Here is a 21,314-nt window from a genome sequence, read left to right as displayed (position 1 = left end):
GAGCTTGGGGAAGCAGCGCGCCGCCCAGTAGGGCGGAACGTAGGGACAAAGCGCCAACCGAGACGCCGGGAGCACACAACCGTCTACAGTGGACCGCGCGTCAGCACGCGCCCTTCATGGCCAGGACCCGCCGGGCGGCCTCGTCGACGCGGGTCGCGGGCAGGGAGCCGGACGCGACCGCGGCCTCCAGGTGGTCCAGCACCTCGCCGGTGCGCCCGCCGCTGGACCACAACGCGAGGTCCGCGCCCGAGGCCAGGGCCAGCCGCACCGCTTCGGGCAGGTCCACCAGGTCGGTCACGGCACGCATCGCGCCCAGGTCGTCGGTCATCACCGGGCCGGCGAAGCCGAACTCGCCACGCAGCAGGGCGTACGCCTCGGAGCTCAACGTCGCCGGTCGGCCGCCGGTCAGACCCGGCACGTCGATGTGCCCCACCATCACCGCGGCCGGACCGTAGCGGCCGATGTCGCGGTAGGGCGCCAGGTCGGTCCCCCGCAGCTCGTCCAGCGGCGGGGAGGTCACCGCGCCCCGGTGCGAGTCGCCGCTGGTGTTGCCGTGCCCCGGGAAGTGCTTGAGCACGGGCGTGACACCCGACTCGCGCAACCCCTCGGCGAACGCCTGCGCGTACTCGCGGGCCACCGCCGGGTCGGCGCTGAACGACCGGTCGCCGATCACCGCGTCGTCGGGCTGGGCACTGGTGTCGAGCACCGGGGCGAGGTCCATGGTCACGCCCCGGGCGCGCAACGCGGCTCCGCGTCGCGCCGCCAGCACGCGCACCTCCGCCGGTGACATGGTCTCGGCCATCCGCCGGGCACTGGGGATGGAGCCGTCCAGCTGGTCCACCCGCTGCACGCGCCCGCCTTCGTCGTCCACGGCGACCACCGGCGGCACGGGCGCCGCGCCGTGCACCGCGTCCAGCCCGCCGGCGAGCAGCCCGGTGTGGTCGCCGCCGATGAAGATGCCGCCCACGCGCTCGTCGCGGACCAACCCGAGCGCTTCCTCCGGGCCACTGGGGTTCACGCCGACCATGAGCGTTTGCGCCAGCCGTTCACGCAACGGCAGGGCCGCCGCCTTCACCGCGCACGGGTCGGGCGGCGGGGTCGTCGTGGTGTCGGTCGACGGCTGGGACGACGGGGACGACGGCGGGGAGGCTCCGGGAGCCGCCGCGGGGCGCCCCGGCACGGTGCGGTCGGGACCCATCAGCAGCGCTGCCAGCAACGCGCCCACGGCGGCGAAGGTGAGCAGCACCCGCGTCCCGGCCCGGGGGTCGCGACGCTTGACCGGCTGCTCGTCACGCATCCCACCAACCTACGTCAAGCGCGGGCTGCGGGCTCGTGCCCGCGCAGTGGCCAACAACACGCTGCTTCGGTTGCCGTCAAAGGTTTCGACCGGTCGACGTGGGTCGCGGTGCGAGGCGGGCTTGGACGCGTTCCGCGTCCGGCGTGCGCGCCTGATCCCGGTACAGCTCCAACGCCTCCCGCCACGCGTCCCGCGCCTCCTCGTGCCGGCCGAGGGCGGCGTACGGGTGGCCCAGGTATTCGAGCGTGGTGGCGAGGTCGTAGTGGTTGCTGAGACGCCGGTACAGGGCGATGGCCTCCTGGTAGCGCCGCACGGACTCCTCGTGGTGGCCGGTGTGGTGGGCGATGTAGCCGAGGCTGTCCAGGGTGTCCGCCTCGCCGACGGTGTTGCGGTGCCGGCGGTGCTGGGCCAGGGCGGTCTCGCACTGGGTGCGCGCGGTGCCGTGCTCGCCCAGGCGGGCGGTGTACCAGCCGACACGGCTGAGCGCGTCCGCCGCCCACACCGCGTGGTCGAGGTCGCGGTACTGGTCCAGCGCACGGGTGGCGTGGTCGAGGGCTTTGCGGTCGTCGCCGTGCAGTTCCCACGTCCAGGCGAGCGTGTAGTGCGCATGGGCCTGCTGACTGGGGTCGTCGTGCCGCTCGGCCAGCGTGAGGGCCTTGTGCAGGTGTTCGATCGCGTCGTCGTGCCTGCCCGCGCCGGCGTAGGTGCGCCCGAGCAGTTCGTGCACGCGCAGGCCCACGAGGCCGGGCAGGTGTGCGGACGCGCGCAATGCGGCCTCCCACATGGCGATCTGCTCGTCGCGGTGGCCGCGGCGGTCGTGGAACGTGGTGGTGGTCCACGCCAGGTACCAGACCGGGTCGTGCCAGTTGTGGGTGGCGGCGGTGCGCTGGGCGGCGCGGAGGTTGGCGCGCTCGGCGTCGAACCACGCGAGGGCGGTCGGGTCGTCGGGCACCGGGTGCTGCTGGATGCCGGCCGCGGGCGGCACGAGGTCGATGGGTTGGCGGGTGGGGTTCAGGCGGCGTTCGGCGGCGTGGGCGGTGTACGCGTAGTAGTCGACCACTCTGCGCAACGCCGCCGCGCGGTCCGGTTCGGGCGCGTGCTCTTCCGCCGTGTCGAAGGCGTAGCAGCGGATCAGGTCGTGCATCCGGTACCGGCCCGCGGCGTCCTGGACGACCAACGACGTCCGCTCCAGGTCCCGGAGCACGGCCCTGGCCTGCGGGACGGGCAGGCCGAGCAGGCTCGCGGCGGCGGGCAGGCCGGTGTCGGGTCCGGGCGCGGTGCCGAGCAACGCGAAGGCCGTCAGCCGGGACGGCGCGAGGGTGCGCCGGGACCAGGACAGCACGGCGGGCAGGCTGGCGGCGGGGTCGTCGTCCGCCAGCGCGGCCAGGCCGAGGTCGCGCAGCTCGGTGGCGAGGTCCGCCAGCGACCGGTCGGGTCGGGTGTGGGCCTGGCCCGCGACGATGCTCAGCGCCAGCGGGAAACCACCGCACAGCGCGACGAGTTCGCCGACCGCCGCCGGTTCGGCCGCGACCCGCGTGACGCCGAGGCGTGCGGTCAGCAACGCGTGGGCCTCCCGCGCGGAGAGCACGTCGAGCGGCACGTGGTGTGCGCCGTGGCCGGTGACCAGGCCGGGCAGGCGGGTGCGGCTGGTCACCAGCACGGCGCACGACCGGCCGCCGGGCAGCAGCGGTGCGACCTGCGCGGTGTCGGCGGCGTTGTCGAGCACGACCAGCATCCGCCGGTCGGCGACCAGGCTGCGGAACAACGCGGCCTGGGCGTGCGGGTCGACGGGCAGCCGACCCGGGTCCACGCCGAGCGCGTCGAGGAAACCCCGCACCGCGACCGCCGGTTCCATCGGCCTGCCCTCGGGGCTGAACCCGCGCAGGTCCACGAAGAGCTGGCCGTCCGGGAACCGGTCGGCGTGGCGGTGCGCGAAGTGCAACGCGAGCCAGGTCTTGCCGATCCCGCCCGAGCCGGCGATCGCCGAGATCACCACCGCCCGGCCCGGTCCGGCGGCGGCCAGGTGGTCGTGCAGCACGGCGAGTTCGGCCACGCGACCGGTGAAGTGCGGTGGTTCGGCGGGCAGCTGCCTGGGCACGGGCCGCCGGTCGCCGGGTGCCTGCGACGCGGGCAGCGCGTCGCCGGACTCCCGCGCGGACGCGGGAAGCGCGCCAGGAGCCTCCCCCGACGCGGAGCGCTGGTCAGCGAGCGCCTCGGGCTCGGGCCGCGGGTCGCCGGGTCCTTCGCCGGGTGCTTCGGACTGCCGATCGCCGGGCGCGGCGGGCCGCCCGGCGAGCGCGGCGGGCGCGGGCTGCCCGTCGCCGGGCGGCGGGGTGAGGGCCGGGTCGTCGGCCAGGATACGCCGATGCAGCTCGCGCAGCGGCCTGCCGGGATCGGCGCCCAGCTCGTCCGCCAGCCGGTCGCGCACCCGGCGGTACTGCTCCAGCGCGTCCGCCGACCGGCCCGCCCGGTGCAGGGCGAGCAGGTACTGCCCGGCGACGCGCTCGTCCAGCGGGTGCTCGGCGGCGCGGGCGGACAGCTCCACCACCAGCCCCTCGCCCTCGCCCGCCCGCAGCCGCGCGTCGACCAGGTCGTGCTGGGCGGCGAGCCGTTCCCGCCGCAGCCGCTCGCGCTCGGCCGCCGCCCACTCGCCGGACAGCCCGGTCAGCGGCTCGCCCCGCCACAACGCCAACGCCTCGGTCAACGCGGCCACCTCGTCACCACGGGCACGCAACGCCCGGAACCGCTCGAGGTCCACCACCGGCCCCGACTGGTGGGCGACCAGGGCGTAGCCGCCGGACCGCCGCACGACGCCCGCCGCGCCGGCCAGCACGCGCCGCAACCGGGAGATGTAGCTGTGCAGCGCGGCGGTGCCGCGGCGGGGCGTGTCCGGCCCCCAGACGCGGGCCACCAGCCGCTCGGCGGGCACCGCGCGGCCCACGTCGACCGCCAGCGCCGCCAGCACGCACCGCTGCCGCGCGGGCCCGAGGTCGACGGCGCGGCCGTCCACGCGCGCGGTGACCTCACCCAGCAGGCCGAACTCGACTCGCATACCCCGGCGCCCCCCTGACAGCCTCGTTCCGGACAGGGATAGCGCGGAAACCCGGCAGACCGGCGAACCTCACCCGGGGTTCACCCGGATGGCCCTACCGCGGCGGGGCGGTCCGGTCGAGCCGGATGCGGACGGCGAGACCGGCGCACGCGACCACCGCCGCGCCGCCGAGCACGGTCGGCCACCCCGGGTCCTCGCGCAGCAGGAGCGCGGCCCACGCGATCGTCAGCACGGGCTGCACGAGCTGGACCTGGCTCACCCGCGCCATCGGCCCGACGGCCAACCCCCGGTACCAGGCGAAGAAGCCGAGGAACATGCTGATCACGGCCAGGTAGGCGAACGCGGCCCACTGCACCCCGGTGGCGGACGGCGGCTCCCGGACCGCGGCGACGGCCGTCAGGACGACCATCACCGGCGAGGCCACCACGAGCGCCCACGACACCGTCTGCCAGGAGCCGAGTTCCCGGGCGAGCAGCCCGCCCTCCGCGTACCCGACCGCGGCGGCGGCCACCGCGCCGAACAGCAGCAGGTCCGACCAGCCCGCGAGACCGCCGCCCTGGAGGGACGCGAACACCAGTGCCACGACCGCGCCGACGGCGGCCGTGAGCCAGAACGAGCGCGGTGGCCGCTCGCCGCCGCGGATCGCGGCCAGCACGGCGGTCGCCGCCGGCAGCAACGCCACCACCACGGCGCCGTGCCCGGCCGACGCGGTGGTCAGCGCGTAGGACGTCAGCACCGGGAAACCGACCACCACCCCGCCGGCGACCACGGCCAGCCGCGCCCACTGCCGCCCGACCGGCCGCGCCTGCCCGGTCAGCGCGAGCGCGAGACCGGCGAGCACGGCCGCGACCACCGCCCGCCCGGCGCCGATGAACAACGGGGACAGCCCGCCGACCGCCACCCGCGTGAAGGGCACGGTGAACGAGAACGCCACCACCCCGAGCAAACCCCACCGCAGGCCCGACGCCGGTAGCACCAGCGGTGATTTTTGAGTAACGCTATCGTTCCCCAACATGGCCAACGATAGCAGCGCGCGGATCTTGGCCGGTCTGCGCACGTGGATCGCCCAAGCGCCACCCGGCACGCGCGTCCCGTCGAACCGGGCGCTGATGGCCGAGTACGGCGCGAGCCCGGTCACCGTGCAGAAGGCGGTGCACGCGCTCACCGCGCTCGGCCTGGTCGAGACCCGCCCCGGCGTGGGCACGTTCGTCCGCGCCGCCCGGACGACGCGCCCACCCGACTACGGCTGGCAGACCGCCGCGCTGGGCTCGCCGCCCGCCCGCATCCCGGCCCTGGCGACGCCGCTGCGCGACCACTCGCCGGACACCATCGCCCTGCACACCGGCTACCCCGACCGCGAACTGCTCCCGGAGCGGCTGGTGCGTGCCGCGCTCACCCGGGCCGCGCGTGGCGAAGCGGCGCTGGCCAAGTCCGCCGCGGCCGGGCTGCCGGAGCTGCGGGCGTGGTTCGCCACCGAGCTGGCCGACGCCACGCCGACCGGTGTCACCCCGCCCGCGCCGCGGGACGTGGTCGTCCTGCCGGGCAGCCAGAGCGGCCTCAGCTCGATCTTCCGCGCCCTGGTCGGGGCCGGGCAGCCGCTGCTGGTCGAGTCGCCGACCTACTGGGGCGCGATCCTGGCGGCGGCGCAGGCCGGGGTGCGGTTGGCGCCCGTGCCCAGCGGACCCGCCGGTCCCGATCCGGACGACCTGGCGCGTGCGTTCCGGGACACCGGCGCCCGCGCGTTCTACGCCCAGCCCAACTACGCCAACCCCACCGGCGCGCAGTGGTCCCCGCGGCTCGCCGAACGGGTGCTGGACGTGGTCCGGTCACACGGCGCGTTCCTGATCGAGGACGACTGGGCACACGACCTGGGCATCGACACCACCGCCCGACCGGTCGCGGCGCACGACGACGCGGGCCACGTCGTCTACCTGCGCTCGCTGACCAAGAGCGTGTCGCCCGCGGTGCGGGTGGCCGCCGTGGTCGCCCGCGGCCCCGCGCGGGACCGGGTGCTGGCCGACCGGGGCGCGGAGTCGGCGTACGTCAGCGGTGTCCTCCAGGCCGCCGCGTTGGACGTGGTCACCCAACCCGGCTGGCGGACCCACCTGCGTGCCGTCCGGCACCGGCTGCGTGCCCGGCGGGACCTGCTCGTCGCGAGCCTGGCCGAGCACGTGCCGCGGGCGGACCTCGCGCACGTGCCACCGGGCGGCCTGAACCTGTGGGTCCGGCTGCCGGCCGGGGTGGACGTGGACCGGCTGGTCCGCGACTGCGCGGCGGCGGGCGTGGCGATCGCACCCGGTCACGAGTGGTTCCCGGCGGAACCGCCCGCTCCGTTCGTCCGTCTGAACTACGCCGGCCCGGACCCCGACCGCTTCGCCGCGGGCGCGGAGCTGATCGGGCGGGCGCTGGCCGGGCAGGGGCGGCACGCCGCCCACCTCGGCGAGGCATGATCTCCGGACCCCGGGTGGTTCCGGGCGCGAGGAGAGGTCGAGGACATGAGCACCAGCCGGCGGGACGAACGCGTCACATCCCGGATGCCGCTGCGCGAACAGGTCGCCGCCACCATGGGACCGGATGTCGCCAAGCGCATCAAGACGTTCCAGAACGGCGCCTACTACGTGGAGGCGGGTCGTGGTGCCGTCTTCCTCGCGTGGCTGGTCGACCTCTTCCTGGTGTTCGGCCTCTCGGTCGGCGCGGCGGTGGCGTACTACAACACGTCCTACGACGCCGCCGGTGCGAGCGTGGTCTTCCTGGCGAGCCTGATCGCGGTGCCGCTGCTGTACGGCTGGTGCTACGCGAACGGCCGGGGGCTGGGGGCGCTGCTGGCGGGCACGCGCCTGGTGCGGGCGAAGGACGGCAGCCGGATCGGCCTGGCCAAGGGCGGCTGGGCGATGCTCGTCCGCACCCTGGGCTGCCTGGTCCTGCTGATCGGCGCGCTCAGCGGCGCCGGGGCGGACGGCGGGGAGATCCGGGTCAGCATCGACGACCGGGCCGACGCGCGACTGCGTGCCACCGGCCTCATCCGCCGCACCTGAGCGGGCCCGAGCACCATCCGACCACCGGCGCGATCACCCCGGCGCGCCGTGACCCGCCGCCGACCACCGGGCGCGGTGTGCCGCCGCCAGGCGGTCGGCCCGGGTCTGCGCCGCCGGGGACACCGGTTCGGCACACCACCGGGACAGCGTGGCCGCCATGCCCGTCACGAACTCCCGGCCCAACGCGGTCAGCACCGCGCCGCCGAGCAGCGTGCGCGCCGCGCGCAGGGACGCCGCACGCCACCGGGCGAACTCCACCTCCCGGCCCGCGCGGCGGCAGAAGCCCGCCACGCCCAGGTGCGCGTACGCGCCGTGCAGCAGGCCGATGGCCGGACGCGGGTCGTCGCGCCAGGGCGCGTAGAACCGCTCGCCGGAATCCGGTACCACCAAGGGGAACAGGTCCATCAACGCCACCAACTTGGTGTGCTGCAACTCGTGCGCCAACGTCATCGCGACCACCGCCGGGTCCGCCGACAACGACATGAACACGCAGCCGAACGCGTCGGCGTGGGTCGCGCTGCTCATGCCCGAGCGCGGTTCGGCCAGCGGTGTCAGCACGGTGACCGCGGTGGCGAACTCGGCCGCCACGTCCGCGTGGTCCCGGGACAGCAGCTCCCACGCGCCGGACACCACCTCCTGCCACCGGGCGACGTCCACGCCGGCGGCCACGCGGAGTTCCGCCGGCTGCCCGCCGACCGCCCACTTCTCCACCAGGAACACCGTGCCGTCACGCATGACGACGCGAGGTGTCGGCTCCCACGCCAGCCCGTCCACCGAGACCTTGCCGGACGGCCTGCCCTTGACCACGCCGAGCGTCGGCAGGCGCGGCCGGTCCGCGGGCGGCAGCTCCAACGACAACGACGTGCCCGCGTGCACGGCGGCAGCCGCCGCCACGAACGCCAGACCGGCCGGTGACGCCCGCCCGAGCGCGGTGCGCGTGGCCCACTCCCCCACCGCCGGGTGGTCGACCACCCGGTGCACCGCCGCGGCGGGCAGGCTCTTCACCGCGTCGAACGCCTCACGCGCTTCGGGTCGCCGGTCCGCGATGTACCGGACCAGTTGGAGCGTCCGGCTGCGCCGCGCCCGCACCAGGCACCGCATCCCCGCGACGCCACCGCCGCCGTCCGCCAACGCGGAGAAGGTCGCCCGGGACATGCGTGATCTGGGGGTCATGGCGGCCTCCACGACGGTTCGCGGGCGAGTCGGCGCGACCGACCCGACAAATGATCTCACGGAAAACCCGGAATTTTGCCGGGATACCCGCTCATTCTTCCGCTAGCCTCGCACGGAGCACCCCGGGCGACTCGGCGCGACCACCGGACCGCGCGGTGCGGTCGCCGGTTTCCACCGGGACCGCCGAGCGCAGCCGCACGCGGAGGAGTGGAGAGATGGCCGATGACGGCGTGCTGGAGTCCGAACTCCTCGACCTGGCCGACCTGTCTCCGCAGGACTTGGACGAGGTAGCCGCGCCCGCGCTGCGTGCCTCACTGCGCCGGATACTGGCCGAGCGCCAGGCGTCGGATCAATACGCCGCGTTCCAGAGTTCGTTGTAGTGCGCCCACGCGCCGCCATTCGAGTGATTTGTCCCCGCCCTTCCCGCAATTGAGCGGACACCGCTAATTGCGCACCGCCCCGCGGCGATCTGGAGAAGTGATGAACAGCTCAGGGCGAGCGGTCACCGCCGCCTTCCTGTCGGCGTCGGACGGCGCCGGGCGCACCAGCGCGGTCGCCAACCTGGCGTGGGTGCTGGCGAGCGCGGACCGGCGGGTCCTGGTCCTCGACCTGGGTTCGGGCGCGCCGCGGGTCGCCGAGTACCTGGAACCCTTCGCCACGCGGGAGGTCGCCCTGCCCCGCCCGGACGGTGCGGCCGAACCACCCGCCACCGCGCGGCGGCACGAACCACCCGGCTCCGCCGGGTACGCCGACGTCCTCACCGAACCACCGGCGGTGGGCGGCGGCGCCACGTCGGCGAAGGCCGTCGAGTCGCGGGTCCGGCTCGTCGCGGCCGAGTACGACTTCGTGCTGCTGGAGGCGCCGGTCGGGGGTGGCGCGGCACCGGCCGCGATCGCCGAGGTGGCCGACTTCGCCGTGATCTGCTTCGTGCCGCGGCAACGCGCGATCCGGGACGCCGCCGAACTGGCCGACGACCTGCGCCGGCACGCGTCCGTCCCGCTCACCATCGTGCCGCTGGCCACCAAGGTCAACGACCAGGACGGCCCGCGCGCGCAACGCGGCCTCGCCTCGATCCGCGTGGCCTTCGCCGAACTCGTGGACGCCGGTGACGACGACGCCACCTCGATCCGCATCCCCTACCGCCCTTACGAGACGTACGAACCCCTGCTGGCCGTGGTGGTGGAGGAGCCGGACGACCCGACGGGCCTGCGCGCGGCGTACGAACAGCTCGCGGCGACGGTCAGCCGGGGTTCCGTCACCCGCATGGCGCCCGTGCAGCGGAGGATCCGCTCGCGCTACCGACGCGTCTTCGGCATCGAGGTGGCGACCGAACCGGACCACGTCGTCGTGGCGTACGCCCCGCGCGACCGGGCGTGGGCGGACTGGGCGCGTGAAGCGCTGGAGCACGCGGGCGCGCGGACGTCCCCGCTGCGTGACGACGCGTCGTGGCCGCCCGACGCGGAACTGCTGATCATCTCCTCGTCCCGGCTGGACGCGTCCCCGGTGGGACCGCGGCTCAACCGGCTGGTGGCGGGTCGTTCCGCCGACGCGGTGCGGCTGCGGGTGGAGAGCGGCGACTTCGGACCCGCCGCGGTCGCACCCGTGGTCGACGTCGCCGGTGCCGACGAACCCGGTGCGCGGGCCCGGCTGCTCAAGCACTTCGGGCTGATCGAACCGCCCGACGCGGTGGACGGCAGGCCCGGCCTGCCCGGGACCGAACCGGCCGTGCAGTTGCTGCCGGCACGTCACCAGCGGTTCGTGGGTCGGGAGGAGGCGCTGGAAGCGCTGCGCGACCGGGTGGTGGAGCAGGGCGGTGCCGTCACGATCGGCGGCGTGCCCGGCGTCGGCAAGAGCGAACTGGCGCTGGAGTACGCCTACCGGTTCGCCGGGGACTACGACCTGGTGTGGTGGGTCCCGGCACACGACCGGCAGGCCGTGCTGATCGCGCTTTCCCAGCTCGGCGACCGGATGCGTGCTTCGGACCTGGGCGACCACGCGGCGACCGAGCACGGGACGCCGTCGCCGCCGGCGGAACTGGCCGCGGGGCAGCGGTTCCGCCGGTGGTTGCTGGTCTACGACAACGCCGACGACACCGACGTGCTCGACGGCCTGGTCCCGGCACACGGGCCCGGTCACGTGCTGATCACCTCCGCGACCGCCGAACCGGACCTCGAACTGGACCAGTTCCCGGTGCGCGACAGCAACCGCCTCCTCGTCGCGCGGGTGCCCGGCCTGGGCGACGAGGACGCCGAGCGCGTGGCGCGCGCGGTGGAGCACCTGCCGCTCGCCCTGGAACTCAGCGTCTCCTGGCTCGCCGAGGCCGTCACCCGCGAGCGCCGCACGGGCTCGCCCGTGGCCGACGCCGTCGCCTGGTCGGTGCGTGCCTTCCTGGAACGGCTCGACGAGGCGGCGCGGCCGGACCGCGGCGTGGTCGCCCGGGTGGTCGCCGTCCTGGTGGAATCCCTGGCGGCCGATCCCGCCGGGCGCATCGCGGTGCTGCTGGCGCAGCTGTGCTCGTTCCTGTCCACCCAGGGCGTCGGCCTGCGGCTGGTCCGCTCGACCGCGGTGGTCTCGACGCTGGTCGAGGTCGGCGGGGTGGACGCGGGACCGCTTCGGCTGGACAGCTGGGAGGTCGACCGCGTGCTGTGGCTCGGCGCACGGCACGGTTTGTTCCGCGTGGACTGGGGCGAGCGCAACAGCCTGCGCCTGCACCGCGTCGTGCAGCGGGCGTTGCTCGACGCCATGGGGCCCGACCTCCGGGCCGAGCGGCAGGCCCAGGCGCTCCGCGCCCTCGCCGCGTTCGCGCCCACCGAGGCGGAGGAAGCCGAGGAGTCGCCGGACGGCAAGCGCAGCCGGTCGTGGCGGTTCCGGGAACTCCAGAAGCACGTGTTCCCCTCCGGTGCGCTGAAAAGCCGGGACGAGGTGGTCCGCCGCTGGTTGGTGAACCAGCTCCGGTTCCTCTACACCGACGGCGGCGCGGGCGTCGACTTCGCCTCCACCGAACCGGGGCACGAGCTGGTGACCTCGTGGACGGCGGTTTTCGGCGCGGACGACGCGTTGCGCTCCCGCCTCGCCGTGCAGCTCGCGAACGTGGAACGCCGCCTGGGCAGGGCCGACGTCGCCATGCGGCTGGACGAGAGCGCGCTGCTCCAGCAGCGGCGGACGGCCGAACTCACCAGCCCGCAGGCGTTGATCACCGCGCGCGGGCTCGGCGGCGACCTGCGCGGGCTGGGGCGCTTCGCCGAAGCCCTGGACGAGGACCGCGTCACCTGGCTGGGTTTCCGCGACACCTTCGGCGACGACCACCCGCACACCCGCAGCGCGGCGAACAACCTGGCGGAATCGCTGTTCCTGTCCGGCGACCCCGCCGGCGCGCTCCAGGTGGAGGCCGACAACTTCGAGCGCAGGCTGCGGTTGTTCGGCTCGCGCGACCCGAACACGTGGTGGTCGCGACTGCGGATCGGCGTGTACCAACGGGAACTGGGCCGGTACGCGGAGGCCATGGCGTCGCTGCGCACCGCGCGCGACCGGCTGCGTGCCTTCGGCCCCGGCATCCGCCCCGTCGAACTGGCCGCCCAGTGGCACCTGGCCATCGCCGAACGCCTCAGCGGCAACCTCAGGTCCGCCAAGGAGCGCGACCGCGGCACGCTGCGTGGTTTCCGGGAGGTCCAGGGCCCGCACCACCCGGAAACCCTGGCGTGCCAACTCAGCCTGGCCATGGACCACCGTGCGCTGGGCGAGGCGGACACCGCGGTGGAGCTGTCCGAACTGGTGCTCGCCGGGCTCCGCGAACACCTGCGCCTGGCCGACGACCACCCGTTCACCGCCCTGGCCCTCCTCTGCCTGGGGCTCAGCCGGTGCGCGGCGGGCCGGGTCGAGCAGGGCGCCGGCGAGGTGCACCGGGCACTGGACGCGCTGGACGCGAAGCTGGGCGAGGCGCACCCGTGGACGCTGGCGGCGGCGGTGGCCCACGCCCGCGCCACCGCCGCCCGCGGCGACCTGCCCGGCGCCGAGGCGCTGCTGGCGCGGGCGCACCGGGACTGCCGCGAGTACCTGGGCGACGGGCACCCGGGCACGGTGATCGCGCGGGACGACCTGCGGGTGGTGCGCAAACCCGGCGCCGTCCGCGACGAGGGCTGGAGGAGCATTGATGTCGACATCCCCCAAACCTGACGCGGCCACCGCGCCGGTGACACCGCACGAGGAGCAGGCGGACTTCCTCGGCAACGGGTTCGGCGAGGCCAGGCAGGCGTGCGGCGAGGCGGTCGCGGCCGAACCCGCGCTGCCCTACGTCGCCTACTTCAGCCAAGGAGTGTTCGCGTTCTCCTCGGACCTGCTCGGCACGGGGTTCGCCGGCCGGGACGCCTTGCGGCAGTTGGGCAGGCGGCTCGCCTACCTCACCGGGGACCTCGACCGCGTGCTCCAGGAGCCGCGCACCGGGCCGCTCATCCGGGCGGTGCTCCAGACCGAGCACGGCGCCGTGCTGTGCGACACGGTCGTGCCCCGGGAGTGCGTCGTCGCGGTGACCCGCGGCGTGCCCGGCTCGTCCGGCACGCCGCTGACCGACGTCGCGCCGGTGAACTCGGCGGACCGGGCGCTGTCGGCGCTCGTCACGAGGCTGCGCAACCGGATCAGCCTGCCGTCGCTCAACCACGGCGGCTGGGAGTCGGTGGGCACGGCGCCCGCCGCGGCCATCCTCGACGACGAGCAACCACGCGTCGAGGAGTTCGACGCCGTGCCGGACGAGCTGACGCACGCGTTCCGGGCCACCGTCCGCCCGCACGCCCTCCAGTACCTGGCCTACTACACCGAAGGCGACCTGGTGCTGGAGGCGGACCACCTGGGACACCCGTCGCTGGGTCCGTTCTTCACGCAGATCGCGGTCGACACGCGACGGACGTTCTACCGCGTGTTCGGCCGGGAGCTGGACCGGCTCGCCCGGCGGCTCAACCGCGTGATCGCGGGCGCGGAGCCCGGCGGGTTGCTGCGGCGGCTCGTGCTCGACGTGGAGCAGGGCGCGATCTACTACTACCGGCTGGACGTGGGCACCTACCTGGTCGGCGTCACCATCGACCAGAGCCGCGTCCGCGACGCCGACACGGCGTTGGCGCGGTTGGCGAGCACCGTCGTGCGCGGCTGACCGTCAGCCCTGCCCGGACAACGCGGCCCGGACCAGGGTGTCGCGCACGTGCAGGCTGAGGTTGTCCAAGCGCTGCCACAGCCGCGCGCGGCGCGTCGACCGGGTCAGCTCCGAGACGACGCCGCCACGCGAACTCCACGGCGGGAGCTGGACGAGCGGTTCCAGCCGGTGCAGCGGCAGGTACTCCACCACCGCGTCGTAGGTCCGGCAGATCTCGTCCAGGCTGTCCGCCGTGCTCGGCGGCAGCTCCTCCGCGAACCGGGGCACGTGCTCGGTCCGGTACCACCGCAGCACGGTGTCCCGGAAGCTCAGCAGCGCCTGCCGCAGCAGGGCCGCGATCCCGACCGCCTCCAGGTAACCGGCGGAGCCCTGCCTGCGTTGCGCCGCCTCCAGCACGTCGGGCGCGGCGGAGTCGAACGCCTCCCGCACCATCAGCTCGGTCTGGGTGATCTCCTCCAACGCCGCCAGCCCGTCGCTGAACAACCGCGCGACCTCCGGTGGCAGGGCGGGATCGGCGCTCGGCGCGCCGACGCGTCCCGGCCCGGTGTCGAGCGCGGCCAGGTGCTGCTGGATCGCGTCGAGCCGCCGGTCCGACGACGTCCGCATCACGTCGAGGTGGTCGGCCAGCTGCTCGACGAAGTCGTAGAGGCTCGACTGCTGCCGGTTGATCTGGTCGATCCGCTGCCCCACACCACCCATCGGGTCGCGCCGGGGGTCGCCGGGCAGCAGCCGCGCGGCGGCCCGGACGGCGGCGCGGAAGTCCTCGGCGAAACCCCGGCCCGAGTAGACGAGCGGTTCGCGGCCGAGCACCTGGCGCAACCGGGCGGCCGGTTCGACGGCGACGACGCCGTTGACCACGACGACGACCTCCGCGACCGGGACCGCCTTGCGCACCGCCGCCGTCCGGCGGTGCACGGCGGTGAAGTCCTGCTCGGTCAGGACCGAGTCGGTGAAGACGACGGCGCAGCCGCCCGTGCGGTCCTCGAACGTCAGCCAGAAGTCCACTCGGGAGTCCCGGCCCAGCGCCAGGTAGTGGTCCGGCTGGTAGGTCCAGCCGTTGTGCAGCAACACCCGGCGCGCGGCCTGGACGACCTCGTCGGTGCTCAGCGACCCCAGCTGGTCCCTCGCGGTCTCCCGCACCATCTCGTCGGTGACGCGCCCCTCGGGGCTCTCGTGCGCCATGCGGTAGAGCGCGTGGCACATCCGGATGACCTTGCGGGGGTTGCCGCCGGTCAGCGCCGCGACGTACGCCGCGGTCTCCACCGAGAACGGCTCCAGCCGCGGGCTGCCGAACTCCGCCTCCTGCGCGAGCCGGACGAACTGCTCGACCTGCGCGGCGCTCAACCCGGCCATGCGCACGGTGTGCGTGACGCGCTCCACCGTGCTGCTGTCGAGCATGTCCACGAAATCCGGGTGACCACACAGGACCAGGCACGCGCCGGCCCTGGTGAAGACCTCCAGCATCTCCTGGAACGCGGGCACCACCCGCCGGTCGGCGTCCCTGGCCGCCGAGAAGATCTTGTCGAACTCGTCCACCACGAGCAGGAACCGCCGCCGCTCGCCGCCGAACAGCAGCGCCAGCACGCCCATCGCCTCCAGCACGTCGGTGTCGGTGGCGATGGGCGTGGCGATACCGCGCTCGACGAGGATGCCCTCCGGCTCCAGACCGGTCAGCCAGTTCCAGACGGCGGTCTCGAAACCGGGGCGCAGCAACAACGACAGCGCCTGGCCGTACCGCGCGTCGGCGGTGACGTCGTGGAGCTTGCGGTGCACCCGCCGCAGCAGTTGGCTCTCCATCAGTTGCAGCTGCCGGACGACGCTGCGCGGCTCGATCTCGCGGCGGCGCAGCAGCTCCACGGCGTTGCTCGCCAGCCCGGTGTCCTGGAGCTGCTCGGCGACGATGTCCGCGTAGAACTCGTTGACCCGCGCGCGCACCCGGTCGAGACCCACCTGGAGCAGGAGCCGCTGGTAGGTGTGCAGCACGTCGTCCGCGGTGGCCTCGATGTGCAGCGAGCTGGTCTCGTCCGACAGGCGCGCGCCGGCGAGCCGGACGAGGTGCCGCGCCAGGTGCGACTTGCCGCTGCCGTGCTCGCCCAGGATCAGCATCACCGTCGCCGACTCCGGTCCACCGCGCTCGGCGGGCGGCGCGTCCAGGTACTCGGTGAGGTAGGTGACGGCGCGGCGGATCGCGTCGGTCTCCACCGTGACGTCCGTGGTGCCGAGGTCTTCGCCGAAGCCCACGATGCGCGAGACCGCCATGGTGGAGAACGGGTTGCGCAAAGGTGTCCCGTCGCCGCGTCCGCCGCTCATGAGGTCCCCGATCCCTTGACGGAGCGACGCTCGGAGTCCTCGAGGATCTCCTCGGCGGTCACCCACGCGTCGTTCTCGTATCCCGTCGCCCGATCCATCCGGGACTGGTAGGTGCTGTGCAACGCCAACTGCAACTGCGCAACGGTCTTGAACTTCCGGCCCGCCGCGGCGATCGCCTCGTCGCTCAGCCGCGGGAAGCGGGCGGTGTTCCCCCGACGTCCCAACCGATCGGTGACGAACCGCTCGACGTCGCCCGCCACCAGCGGGCCCACCTGCAGGACGACCGGCTCGGTGAAGTGCGCCACGTCGCGGCGGATGCGGGCGACGTCCTCATCGGCCAGCATGTCCGACTCCATCAGGAAGAGCACCCTGCCCTGGGCGAAACCCGCGTACTGCACGACTTCCTCCCACAACTCCTTCGGCGAGGGCAGCAGGAGGATCAGCACGTGGTCGTCGGGCATGAAGCCGCCGAGGTTCTGGTACACCCGGTACGGTTCCCGGCGGTTCTCCTTGAACTCCGCGTCCGCGTCCGGCCGGATCAGACCGTCCTGGCGCATCAGGTCGTAGAGGTGGTCGCACACGGCGACGAGCCGCTCGGCCGACGGCATCTCCCTGGCCACCAGGAACCGGCGGGTCGCGTCGACCACCTTCGCGGTCACGCCGCGCCCGCCCAGCTCGGCGATCACCCACGCGGCGCAGCGGTGCAGCAGGGCCGTCTTGCCGCAACCCGATTCACCGATGGCGAGCACCGTGCGGCCGATCTCCAGCAACGCGCGCAGGTCGCCCATCTGCCGCTGGAAGCTCAGGTACTGCTGCTCGCCGTCGTCCACCCGCACGTAGAGGCCGTCGTGGTCGTGCGCGAACGGCCGCAGCGGTTGCACCGGGCCGTGCAGGTGGGGCACCGCGAAGGGGTTGACGGGTTCGAGCGTCATCGGCGCCCCCGCAGCGGGCGGGTGAGCGCGGCGGCGATCGCGAACACGTCGTCCCGCACGGCGATGAGCGCCGCCGCGCACTCCTCGCGGCGCTTCCGGTTCGCCGCCTGCTCCCGGCCCCACCCGGTGCTCAGCGCATCGCCCAGCGGGCCGTCGGTCAGCCGGGTGATGGCGTCGCCGGGCGCCTGCCACGCGGGGTGCTGCGAGCGGAGCTTCGCGAGCTGGTCGACCAGCTTGTGCCGCTTGGCCACCACGTCCGCGTCCGAGCGCCCCGCCGTCCAGCTCCGGAGGTAGGCGTCGGCCGCCTCGCGGAACTCGGTGACCGCGGTGCTCAGCGCGTCCGCGACGACCCGGCCGCGGGAAACGCGGTTCTGCCAGGTGGTGAAGGCGAACGCGGCGGCGGCGCTGAACAGGCCGGTGAGGAAGGGCAGGAGGTTGGCGAACCAGCCGGGGTCGGCGGACTTCTGCGCCGTGTACAGGGCGTCGCAGGCACGCTCGAAGTCGTCGGGGCGGTGCTTGCGCCACTGCGCCAGGTCGGCTTCGGGCCTGGTCTCCAGGGCTTCGGCGGCCTGGCGGAGTGCGTCGCGCCGCGTGGGCGACAGGCAGTGGACCACCTTCGCGTCGTCCTCGGTGTCCGCTCGGGCCGCGGGCGGGGACAGGACGGCCAGGGCGCACCACAGCAACGCGGCCATGGCTGCCCGCGAGCCCCGCATCCCATCCCCCTTGCGGTGTCGGACTTGTGACTCTACCGGTCTTAGAATCGCAAAGAGGGTAAAATTGGTTACTCGGCGTACCCCGAACGCCCGGCCGTTGCCACCGGGACGGCCCACACCGGAATGTCCGCCGGTCACCCGTCGTGGCCGGGTCGGGAACCCGGCGACGCAGGATTTCCACCCGGCCTGGAATGAATCTCACCCGCCGGTATTCGTCCCGACCGGGACCGCCGATGTGCGGATTCGCGGAGAACGGCGGCGATTCATGATCAGGGACGGGCGAGCGGGTCGACCGCGACCGTTTTCGGCACGGGCGGCCCGCCGCGGCGGGCCGGTGGCGCGGCAGGTGGCGCGACCGGCGGTCGGGGGACGTCCGGCCGCGTGACGGGCGGCCGGAAGCGGTCGTGCAGCGAGTTGGTGATCGCGTGCAGCAGGTTGACGACCACGACCGCCGGCGCGATCACCGCGACCGCGCCGGGCAGCACCGGTTGCAGCGTCAGCGCCAGGATGATCGCGGTGAGGCCGTTCTGCTGCCCCAGCGCCAGCCTGGTGCGGTCACCGCGCCAGCGCGGGCGGGCGGTCAGCAGCGCCGCCGCCACCACCTGCGCGAGGAACGCGCCCACGCCGAGCAGCGCGCCGGTGGTCGGGTCCACCCCGTCGACCAGGACCGCGCCCACCGCGAACGTGCCCGCGTACATCGCGCCCCGCGCCGTCCGGTCCACGTCCGCGTCACGGCCCGGCCGGAAGAACAGCCCGATCAACGCGAGCGCGGGCAGCAGCGAGTACCGCACGGCCAGCGCGCCGACACCCAGCACCGCCACCACCGCGACCACCCGGCCGACGACGCGGCGCCACCCCGCGGCGGACGGTGCGCGGCGGCGCAGCACGCGCCACGCCGCGAACGCCGCACCGGCCAGCACCAGGTTCAGCCCGATGTTCAGCGAGAACGTGCCGAGGCCCGCGCCGGACAGCGGCGCGTCGCCGCCGATCACCAGCGCGGTGAGGTACACGCTCAGCAGGACCGTGATCGGGTCGTCGAACGAGGACCACGCCGCCAGCAGCGTCTTGCCCGCTTCCGACAGGCGGGAACCCGCGCGCAGCGCGGCCACCGACAGCGGGTCGATCTGCGCCACCGCCACCGCGAGCAGCAGGTGTTCGGGGCGGCTGTAGAACAGGTAGAGGAAGCCGAAGATCAACGCCACCTTCAGCCCGACGCCCAGCGTGACGGCCGCGAGCACGGTGCCCCAGTGCTCCCGGAACTCGGCGAGGTCGATGCCGCGGGTGCTGGCGTAGAGGCCGAACCCGAGCAGCGCGTTGATCGCGAAGAAGTAGCCGGGCGAGGAGGAGATGTCGTGCACGCCGAGCGACCGGGCGAGCAACCAACCCGCGCCCACCGCGATGAGCAGGCCCGCCGACCGGGCCCACGCCGTCGGCCTGCCGCCATCGCCGTCCATGGTCTCCCCTGAATTCGCCTGTGTTGGGCGATTCCCCCCGGCCATAAGACTGTATTACCGGATCATCGTCACCCACAAGTCATTGTGCGGCCTTTTCCGCAGTTGCGCGGATTGCGTGCACTTCGGTACCGAGCCGGTTCGACCGATTGTTCGACGGTGCGCGGGCGCGCCACCGGGCTCGCGCGACCGGCGCACGTCCCGGGAGATCGGGGGTCCGGCCAGTCGAATTCCAGGCCGGTGGAGTTCACCGGTGCGCGCACCCCGTGCGACCGGCCACCCGCGGGCCGGGAACGCCCGGCCGGTCGACCACGTCGCGGGCACGAACGAGAACCGGTCGGGTGTCACACCGCGGTGTCACGCCGCCACCGAGCGGGGCGGGCGCGCGCCGTGCCCGGAGCGCCGACGAGCGGACGGCCGACGGTCACGCGTCCGCCGTGCCGACGACCGGCCACCCGGTGATCACGTGCCCGCGGTGCGCTGTCCGGACAGCCGGCGGGGCCGGTCACCGCGGCACGGCGATCGGATATCCGAAGTGCGGTGCCGAAGACCCGGCGCTTCGGCAGTCCGACACCGCGACCGGGAGCCGGTCCACCACGCCGTCCGCTTCGGACGGACGACCCGGGTGCCGGGCCCCGGTGCGCGGCCGTAACCGAGACTTGGTCATGTAGTGGAATATTCACTCCTACCTCGCAGAATGCGGGTTTCCGGCACCACGAAGGTCACTCGTCTGCCGTACTGCGGTCGATCCGCCGCTTGTCGCACACTGGTCCCGGGTCGCCCACTCCGCACCGGTCGACCGCCCGCACCGCCGGAGTCCACTTCGGACGGACCTGGTGCGCGTCAACCGCGGCGACCGAGGAGGATGACATGCCCGATTTCGACATCGGCATCGTCGGGGGTGGACCGGCCGGCTCGACGACCGCGTCCTACCTCGCCCGAGCAGGGCTTTCGTGCGTGGTCTTCGAGTCCGAGCGCTTCCCGCGACCACACGTCGGCGAGTCGCTGGTGCCCGCCACCACACCGGTCCTGGACGAGATCGGCGTGCTGCCCACAGTGGACTCCGCCGGTTTCGTCCGCAAGTACGGCGCGGTCTGGACGTCGGCGCTGCCCCGCACCGTGCCGACGCTGGACTACGAACTGCCGCACGGGTTCCGGGAGGCGAGCACGCGGTTCGCCGAGCGGGACCAGCCGGGCGTGGCGCAGGACTACACCTACCACGTCGACCGCGCCGAGTTCGACCTGCTGCTGTTACGGCACGCGGAGTCCGCCGGAGCGGAGGTCCACCAGGGCGCGCGGGTGCGCACCGCCGACCTGTCCGGCCCGCACCCCAGGCTCGGCGTCGCGCTCGACGGCCGGGACCGGGACGTCACGGTGCGCATGGTGGTGGACGCGAGCGGGCGCGGCACGTTCCTGGGCAACCGGCTGCGCTTGAAGAAACCCGACCCGGTTTTCAACCAGTACGCCATCCACACCTGGTTCGAGGGCCTGGACCGGACGGCCGTGGCGGTCAGCGAGGACAAGGCCGACTACATCTTCGTGCACTTCCTGCCGATCACCGACACGTGGGTCTGGCAGATCCCGATCACCGAGACGATCACCAGCGTCGGCGTGGTCACGCAGAAGCAGCGGTTCGCCGCGGCGAAGGAGGACCGCGAGTCCTTCTTCTGGAGCTGCGTCGACAGCCGGCCGGAGATGCGCGCGGCCCTGGGCGCGGCGCGCCGGGTGCGCCCGTTCCGGCACGAGGGCGACTACAGCTACGCGATGAGCGAGATCTGCGGCGACGGGTGGCTGATGGTCGGCGACGCCGGGCGGTTCGTCGACCCGATCTTCTCCAGCGGGGTGAGCGTGGCGCTCAACAGCGCCCGCCTGGCCAGTCACGACATCATCGCCGCTGCGGCGGCCGGTGATTTCCGCAAGCCGCGGTTCACGCGGTTCGAGACGATGATGCGCCGGGCCATGCGCAACTGGTACGAGTTCATCTCGATCTACTACCGGCTCAACGTCCTCTACACGGCATTCGTCCACGACCCGCGTTACCGCGGCGACGTCCTCCAGATGCTCCAGGGCTGCTTTTACGACGACGACGAGCCACCGGCGCTTGCCAAGATGCGTGCCGTGCTGCGCGCGGTGGAGGACAACCCGCGTCACGTGTGGCACCGGTACCTGGGCGGTCTGCGCGCGCCCGCCATGGACCCCGCGTTCTGAAAC

At 74.0% G+C, this 21,314-nt stretch carries 14 protein-coding genes; 6 read left to right on the top strand and 8 right to left on the bottom strand.

Annotated features, from left to right (window positions below; all coding sequences use genetic code 11):
* Window positions 1-100: 100 nt before the first annotated feature.
* The 3 genes from KZQ38_RS13445 to KZQ38_RS13435 form a co-directional block, all read right to left on the bottom strand.
* Window positions 101-1,297: a glycoside hydrolase family 3 N-terminal domain-containing protein gene (locus tag KZQ38_RS13445; RefSeq protein ID WP_219441736.1), complete on the bottom strand. Its 1,197-nt coding sequence runs from the start codon at window positions 1,295-1,297 to the stop codon at window positions 101-103.
* Window positions 1,298-1,373: 76 nt separating this feature from the next.
* Window positions 1,374-4,349 (bottom strand): AfsR/SARP family transcriptional regulator, encoded by a 2,976-nt coding sequence (locus KZQ38_RS13440; RefSeq protein WP_219441734.1) that lies wholly within the window; start codon window positions 4,347-4,349, stop codon window positions 1,374-1,376.
* A gap of 94 nt (window positions 4,350-4,443) precedes the next feature.
* Window positions 4,444-5,325 carry a DMT family transporter gene (locus KZQ38_RS13435; protein WP_308258375.1) on the bottom strand — a complete coding sequence of 294 codons (882 nt, stop codon included), beginning with the start codon at window positions 5,323-5,325 and terminating at the stop codon, window positions 4,444-4,446.
* Window positions 5,326-5,362: 37 nt separating this feature from the next.
* Here KZQ38_RS13435 and KZQ38_RS13430 point away from each other — a divergent pair, with 37 nt between their 5' ends.
* Window positions 5,363-6,799 (top strand): aminotransferase-like domain-containing protein, encoded by a 1,437-nt coding sequence (locus KZQ38_RS13430; RefSeq protein ID WP_219441730.1) that lies wholly within the window; start codon window positions 5,363-5,365, stop codon window positions 6,797-6,799.
* A gap of 45 nt (window positions 6,800-6,844) precedes the next feature.
* Window positions 6,845-7,384 (top strand): RDD family protein, encoded by a 540-nt coding sequence (locus tag KZQ38_RS13425; RefSeq protein ID WP_219441729.1) that lies wholly within the window; start codon window positions 6,845-6,847, stop codon window positions 7,382-7,384.
* 33 nt (window positions 7,385-7,417) lie between these two features.
* Here the strand turns inward: KZQ38_RS13425 and KZQ38_RS13420 are convergent, their stop codons facing one another.
* The gene (locus KZQ38_RS13420) at window positions 7,418-8,557 is read right to left on the bottom strand and encodes an aKG-HExxH-type peptide beta-hydroxylase (RefSeq protein WP_219441727.1); all 1,140 of its coding nucleotides are present in this window, start codon (window positions 8,555-8,557) and stop codon (window positions 7,418-7,420) included.
* A 215-nt stretch (window positions 8,558-8,772) separates the two neighbouring features.
* Between KZQ38_RS13420 and fxsA the strand changes: the two genes are divergently transcribed.
* The 3 genes from fxsA to KZQ38_RS13405 all read left to right on the top strand — a co-directional run bounded on the left by fxsA (window position 8,773) and on the right by KZQ38_RS13405 (window position 13,697).
* A complete protein-coding gene (fxsA, locus tag KZQ38_RS13415; RefSeq protein ID WP_219441725.1) occupies window positions 8,773-8,937 on the top strand; it encodes an FxSxx-COOH cyclophane-containing RiPP peptide in 165 nt (54 codons plus the stop codon).
* Between the two features lie 100 nt (window positions 8,938-9,037).
* The gene (fxsT, locus tag KZQ38_RS13410; RefSeq protein ID WP_219441723.1) at window positions 9,038-12,730 is read left to right on the top strand and encodes an FxSxx-COOH system tetratricopeptide repeat protein; all 3,693 of its coding nucleotides are present in this window, start codon (window positions 9,038-9,040) and stop codon (window positions 12,728-12,730) included.
* Complete coding sequence (locus KZQ38_RS13405; protein WP_219441721.1) at window positions 12,708-13,697, top strand: hypothetical protein; 990 nt, start codon at window positions 12,708-12,710, stop codon at window positions 13,695-13,697. The genes fxsT and KZQ38_RS13405 overlap by 23 nt, the downstream gene beginning before the upstream one ends.
* Before the next feature lie 3 nt (window positions 13,698-13,700).
* On the opposite strand, the gene KZQ38_RS13400 is transcribed toward KZQ38_RS13405, so the two are convergent.
* The 4 genes from KZQ38_RS13400 to KZQ38_RS13385 form a co-directional block, all read right to left on the bottom strand.
* Complete coding sequence (locus tag KZQ38_RS13400; protein WP_219441719.1) at window positions 13,701-16,007, bottom strand: hypothetical protein; 2,307 nt, start codon at window positions 16,005-16,007, stop codon at window positions 13,701-13,703.
* Window positions 16,004-16,939 carry an ATP-binding protein gene (locus KZQ38_RS13395; protein ID WP_219441717.1) on the bottom strand — a complete coding sequence of 312 codons (936 nt, stop codon included), beginning with the start codon at window positions 16,937-16,939 and terminating at the stop codon, window positions 16,004-16,006. The genes KZQ38_RS13400 and KZQ38_RS13395 overlap by 4 nt, the downstream gene beginning before the upstream one ends.
* Complete coding sequence (locus KZQ38_RS13390) at window positions 16,936-17,652, bottom strand: hypothetical protein (protein ID WP_219441715.1); 717 nt, start codon at window positions 17,650-17,652, stop codon at window positions 16,936-16,938. The genes KZQ38_RS13395 and KZQ38_RS13390 overlap by 4 nt, the downstream gene beginning before the upstream one ends.
* A 269-nt stretch (window positions 17,653-17,921) precedes the next feature.
* A complete protein-coding gene (locus tag KZQ38_RS13385) occupies window positions 17,922-19,106 on the bottom strand; it encodes a cation:proton antiporter (protein WP_219441713.1) in 1,185 nt (394 codons plus the stop codon).
* 867 nt (window positions 19,107-19,973) lie between these two features.
* Between KZQ38_RS13385 and KZQ38_RS13380 the strand changes: the two genes are divergently transcribed.
* Window positions 19,974-21,311 carry an NAD(P)/FAD-dependent oxidoreductase gene (locus tag KZQ38_RS13380; RefSeq protein WP_219441712.1) on the top strand — a complete coding sequence of 446 codons (1,338 nt, stop codon included), beginning with the start codon at window positions 19,974-19,976 and terminating at the stop codon, window positions 21,309-21,311.
* Window positions 21,312-21,314 lie beyond the last annotated feature (3 nt).

It is taken from the genome of Saccharothrix obliqua (assembly GCF_019375475.1).
Classification (GTDB): domain Bacteria; phylum Actinomycetota; class Actinomycetes; order Mycobacteriales; family Pseudonocardiaceae; genus Actinosynnema; species Actinosynnema obliqua.
This window is presented reverse-complemented; position numbering and strand designations above follow the sequence as displayed.

Bases quoted from the DNA above. Each gene is read 5' to 3' on its own strand.
- KZQ38_RS13445 (WP_219441736.1), bottom strand. From the start codon at position 1,297: ATGCGTGACGAGCAGCCGGTCAAGCGTCGCGACCCCCGGGCCGGGACG.
- KZQ38_RS13440 (WP_219441734.1), bottom strand. From the start codon at position 4,349: ATGCGAGTCGAGTTCGGCCTGCTGGGTGAGGTCACCGCGCGCGTGGAC.
- KZQ38_RS13430 (WP_219441730.1), top strand. From the start codon at position 5,363: ATGGCCAACGATAGCAGCGCGCGGATCTTGGCCGGTCTGCGCACGTGG.
- KZQ38_RS13425 (WP_219441729.1), top strand. From the start codon at position 6,845: ATGAGCACCAGCCGGCGGGACGAACGCGTCACATCCCGGATGCCGCTG.
- KZQ38_RS13420 (WP_219441727.1), bottom strand. From the start codon at position 8,557: ATGACCCCCAGATCACGCATGTCCCGGGCGACCTTCTCCGCGTTGGCG.
- fxsA (WP_219441725.1), top strand. From the start codon at position 8,773: ATGGCCGATGACGGCGTGCTGGAGTCCGAACTCCTCGACCTGGCCGAC.
- fxsT (WP_219441723.1), top strand. From the start codon at position 9,038: ATGAACAGCTCAGGGCGAGCGGTCACCGCCGCCTTCCTGTCGGCGTCG.
- KZQ38_RS13405 (WP_219441721.1), top strand. From the start codon at position 12,708: ATGTCGACATCCCCCAAACCTGACGCGGCCACCGCGCCGGTGACACCG.
- KZQ38_RS13400 (WP_219441719.1), bottom strand. From the start codon at position 16,007: ATGAGCGGCGGACGCGGCGACGGGACACCTTTGCGCAACCCGTTCTCC.
- KZQ38_RS13395 (WP_219441717.1), bottom strand. From the start codon at position 16,939: ATGACGCTCGAACCCGTCAACCCCTTCGCGGTGCCCCACCTGCACGGC.
- KZQ38_RS13390 (WP_219441715.1), bottom strand. From the start codon at position 17,652: ATGCGGGGCTCGCGGGCAGCCATGGCCGCGTTGCTGTGGTGCGCCCTG.
- KZQ38_RS13385 (WP_219441713.1), bottom strand. From the start codon at position 19,106: ATGGACGGCGATGGCGGCAGGCCGACGGCGTGGGCCCGGTCGGCGGGC.
- KZQ38_RS13380 (WP_219441712.1), top strand. From the start codon at position 19,974: ATGCCCGATTTCGACATCGGCATCGTCGGGGGTGGACCGGCCGGCTCG.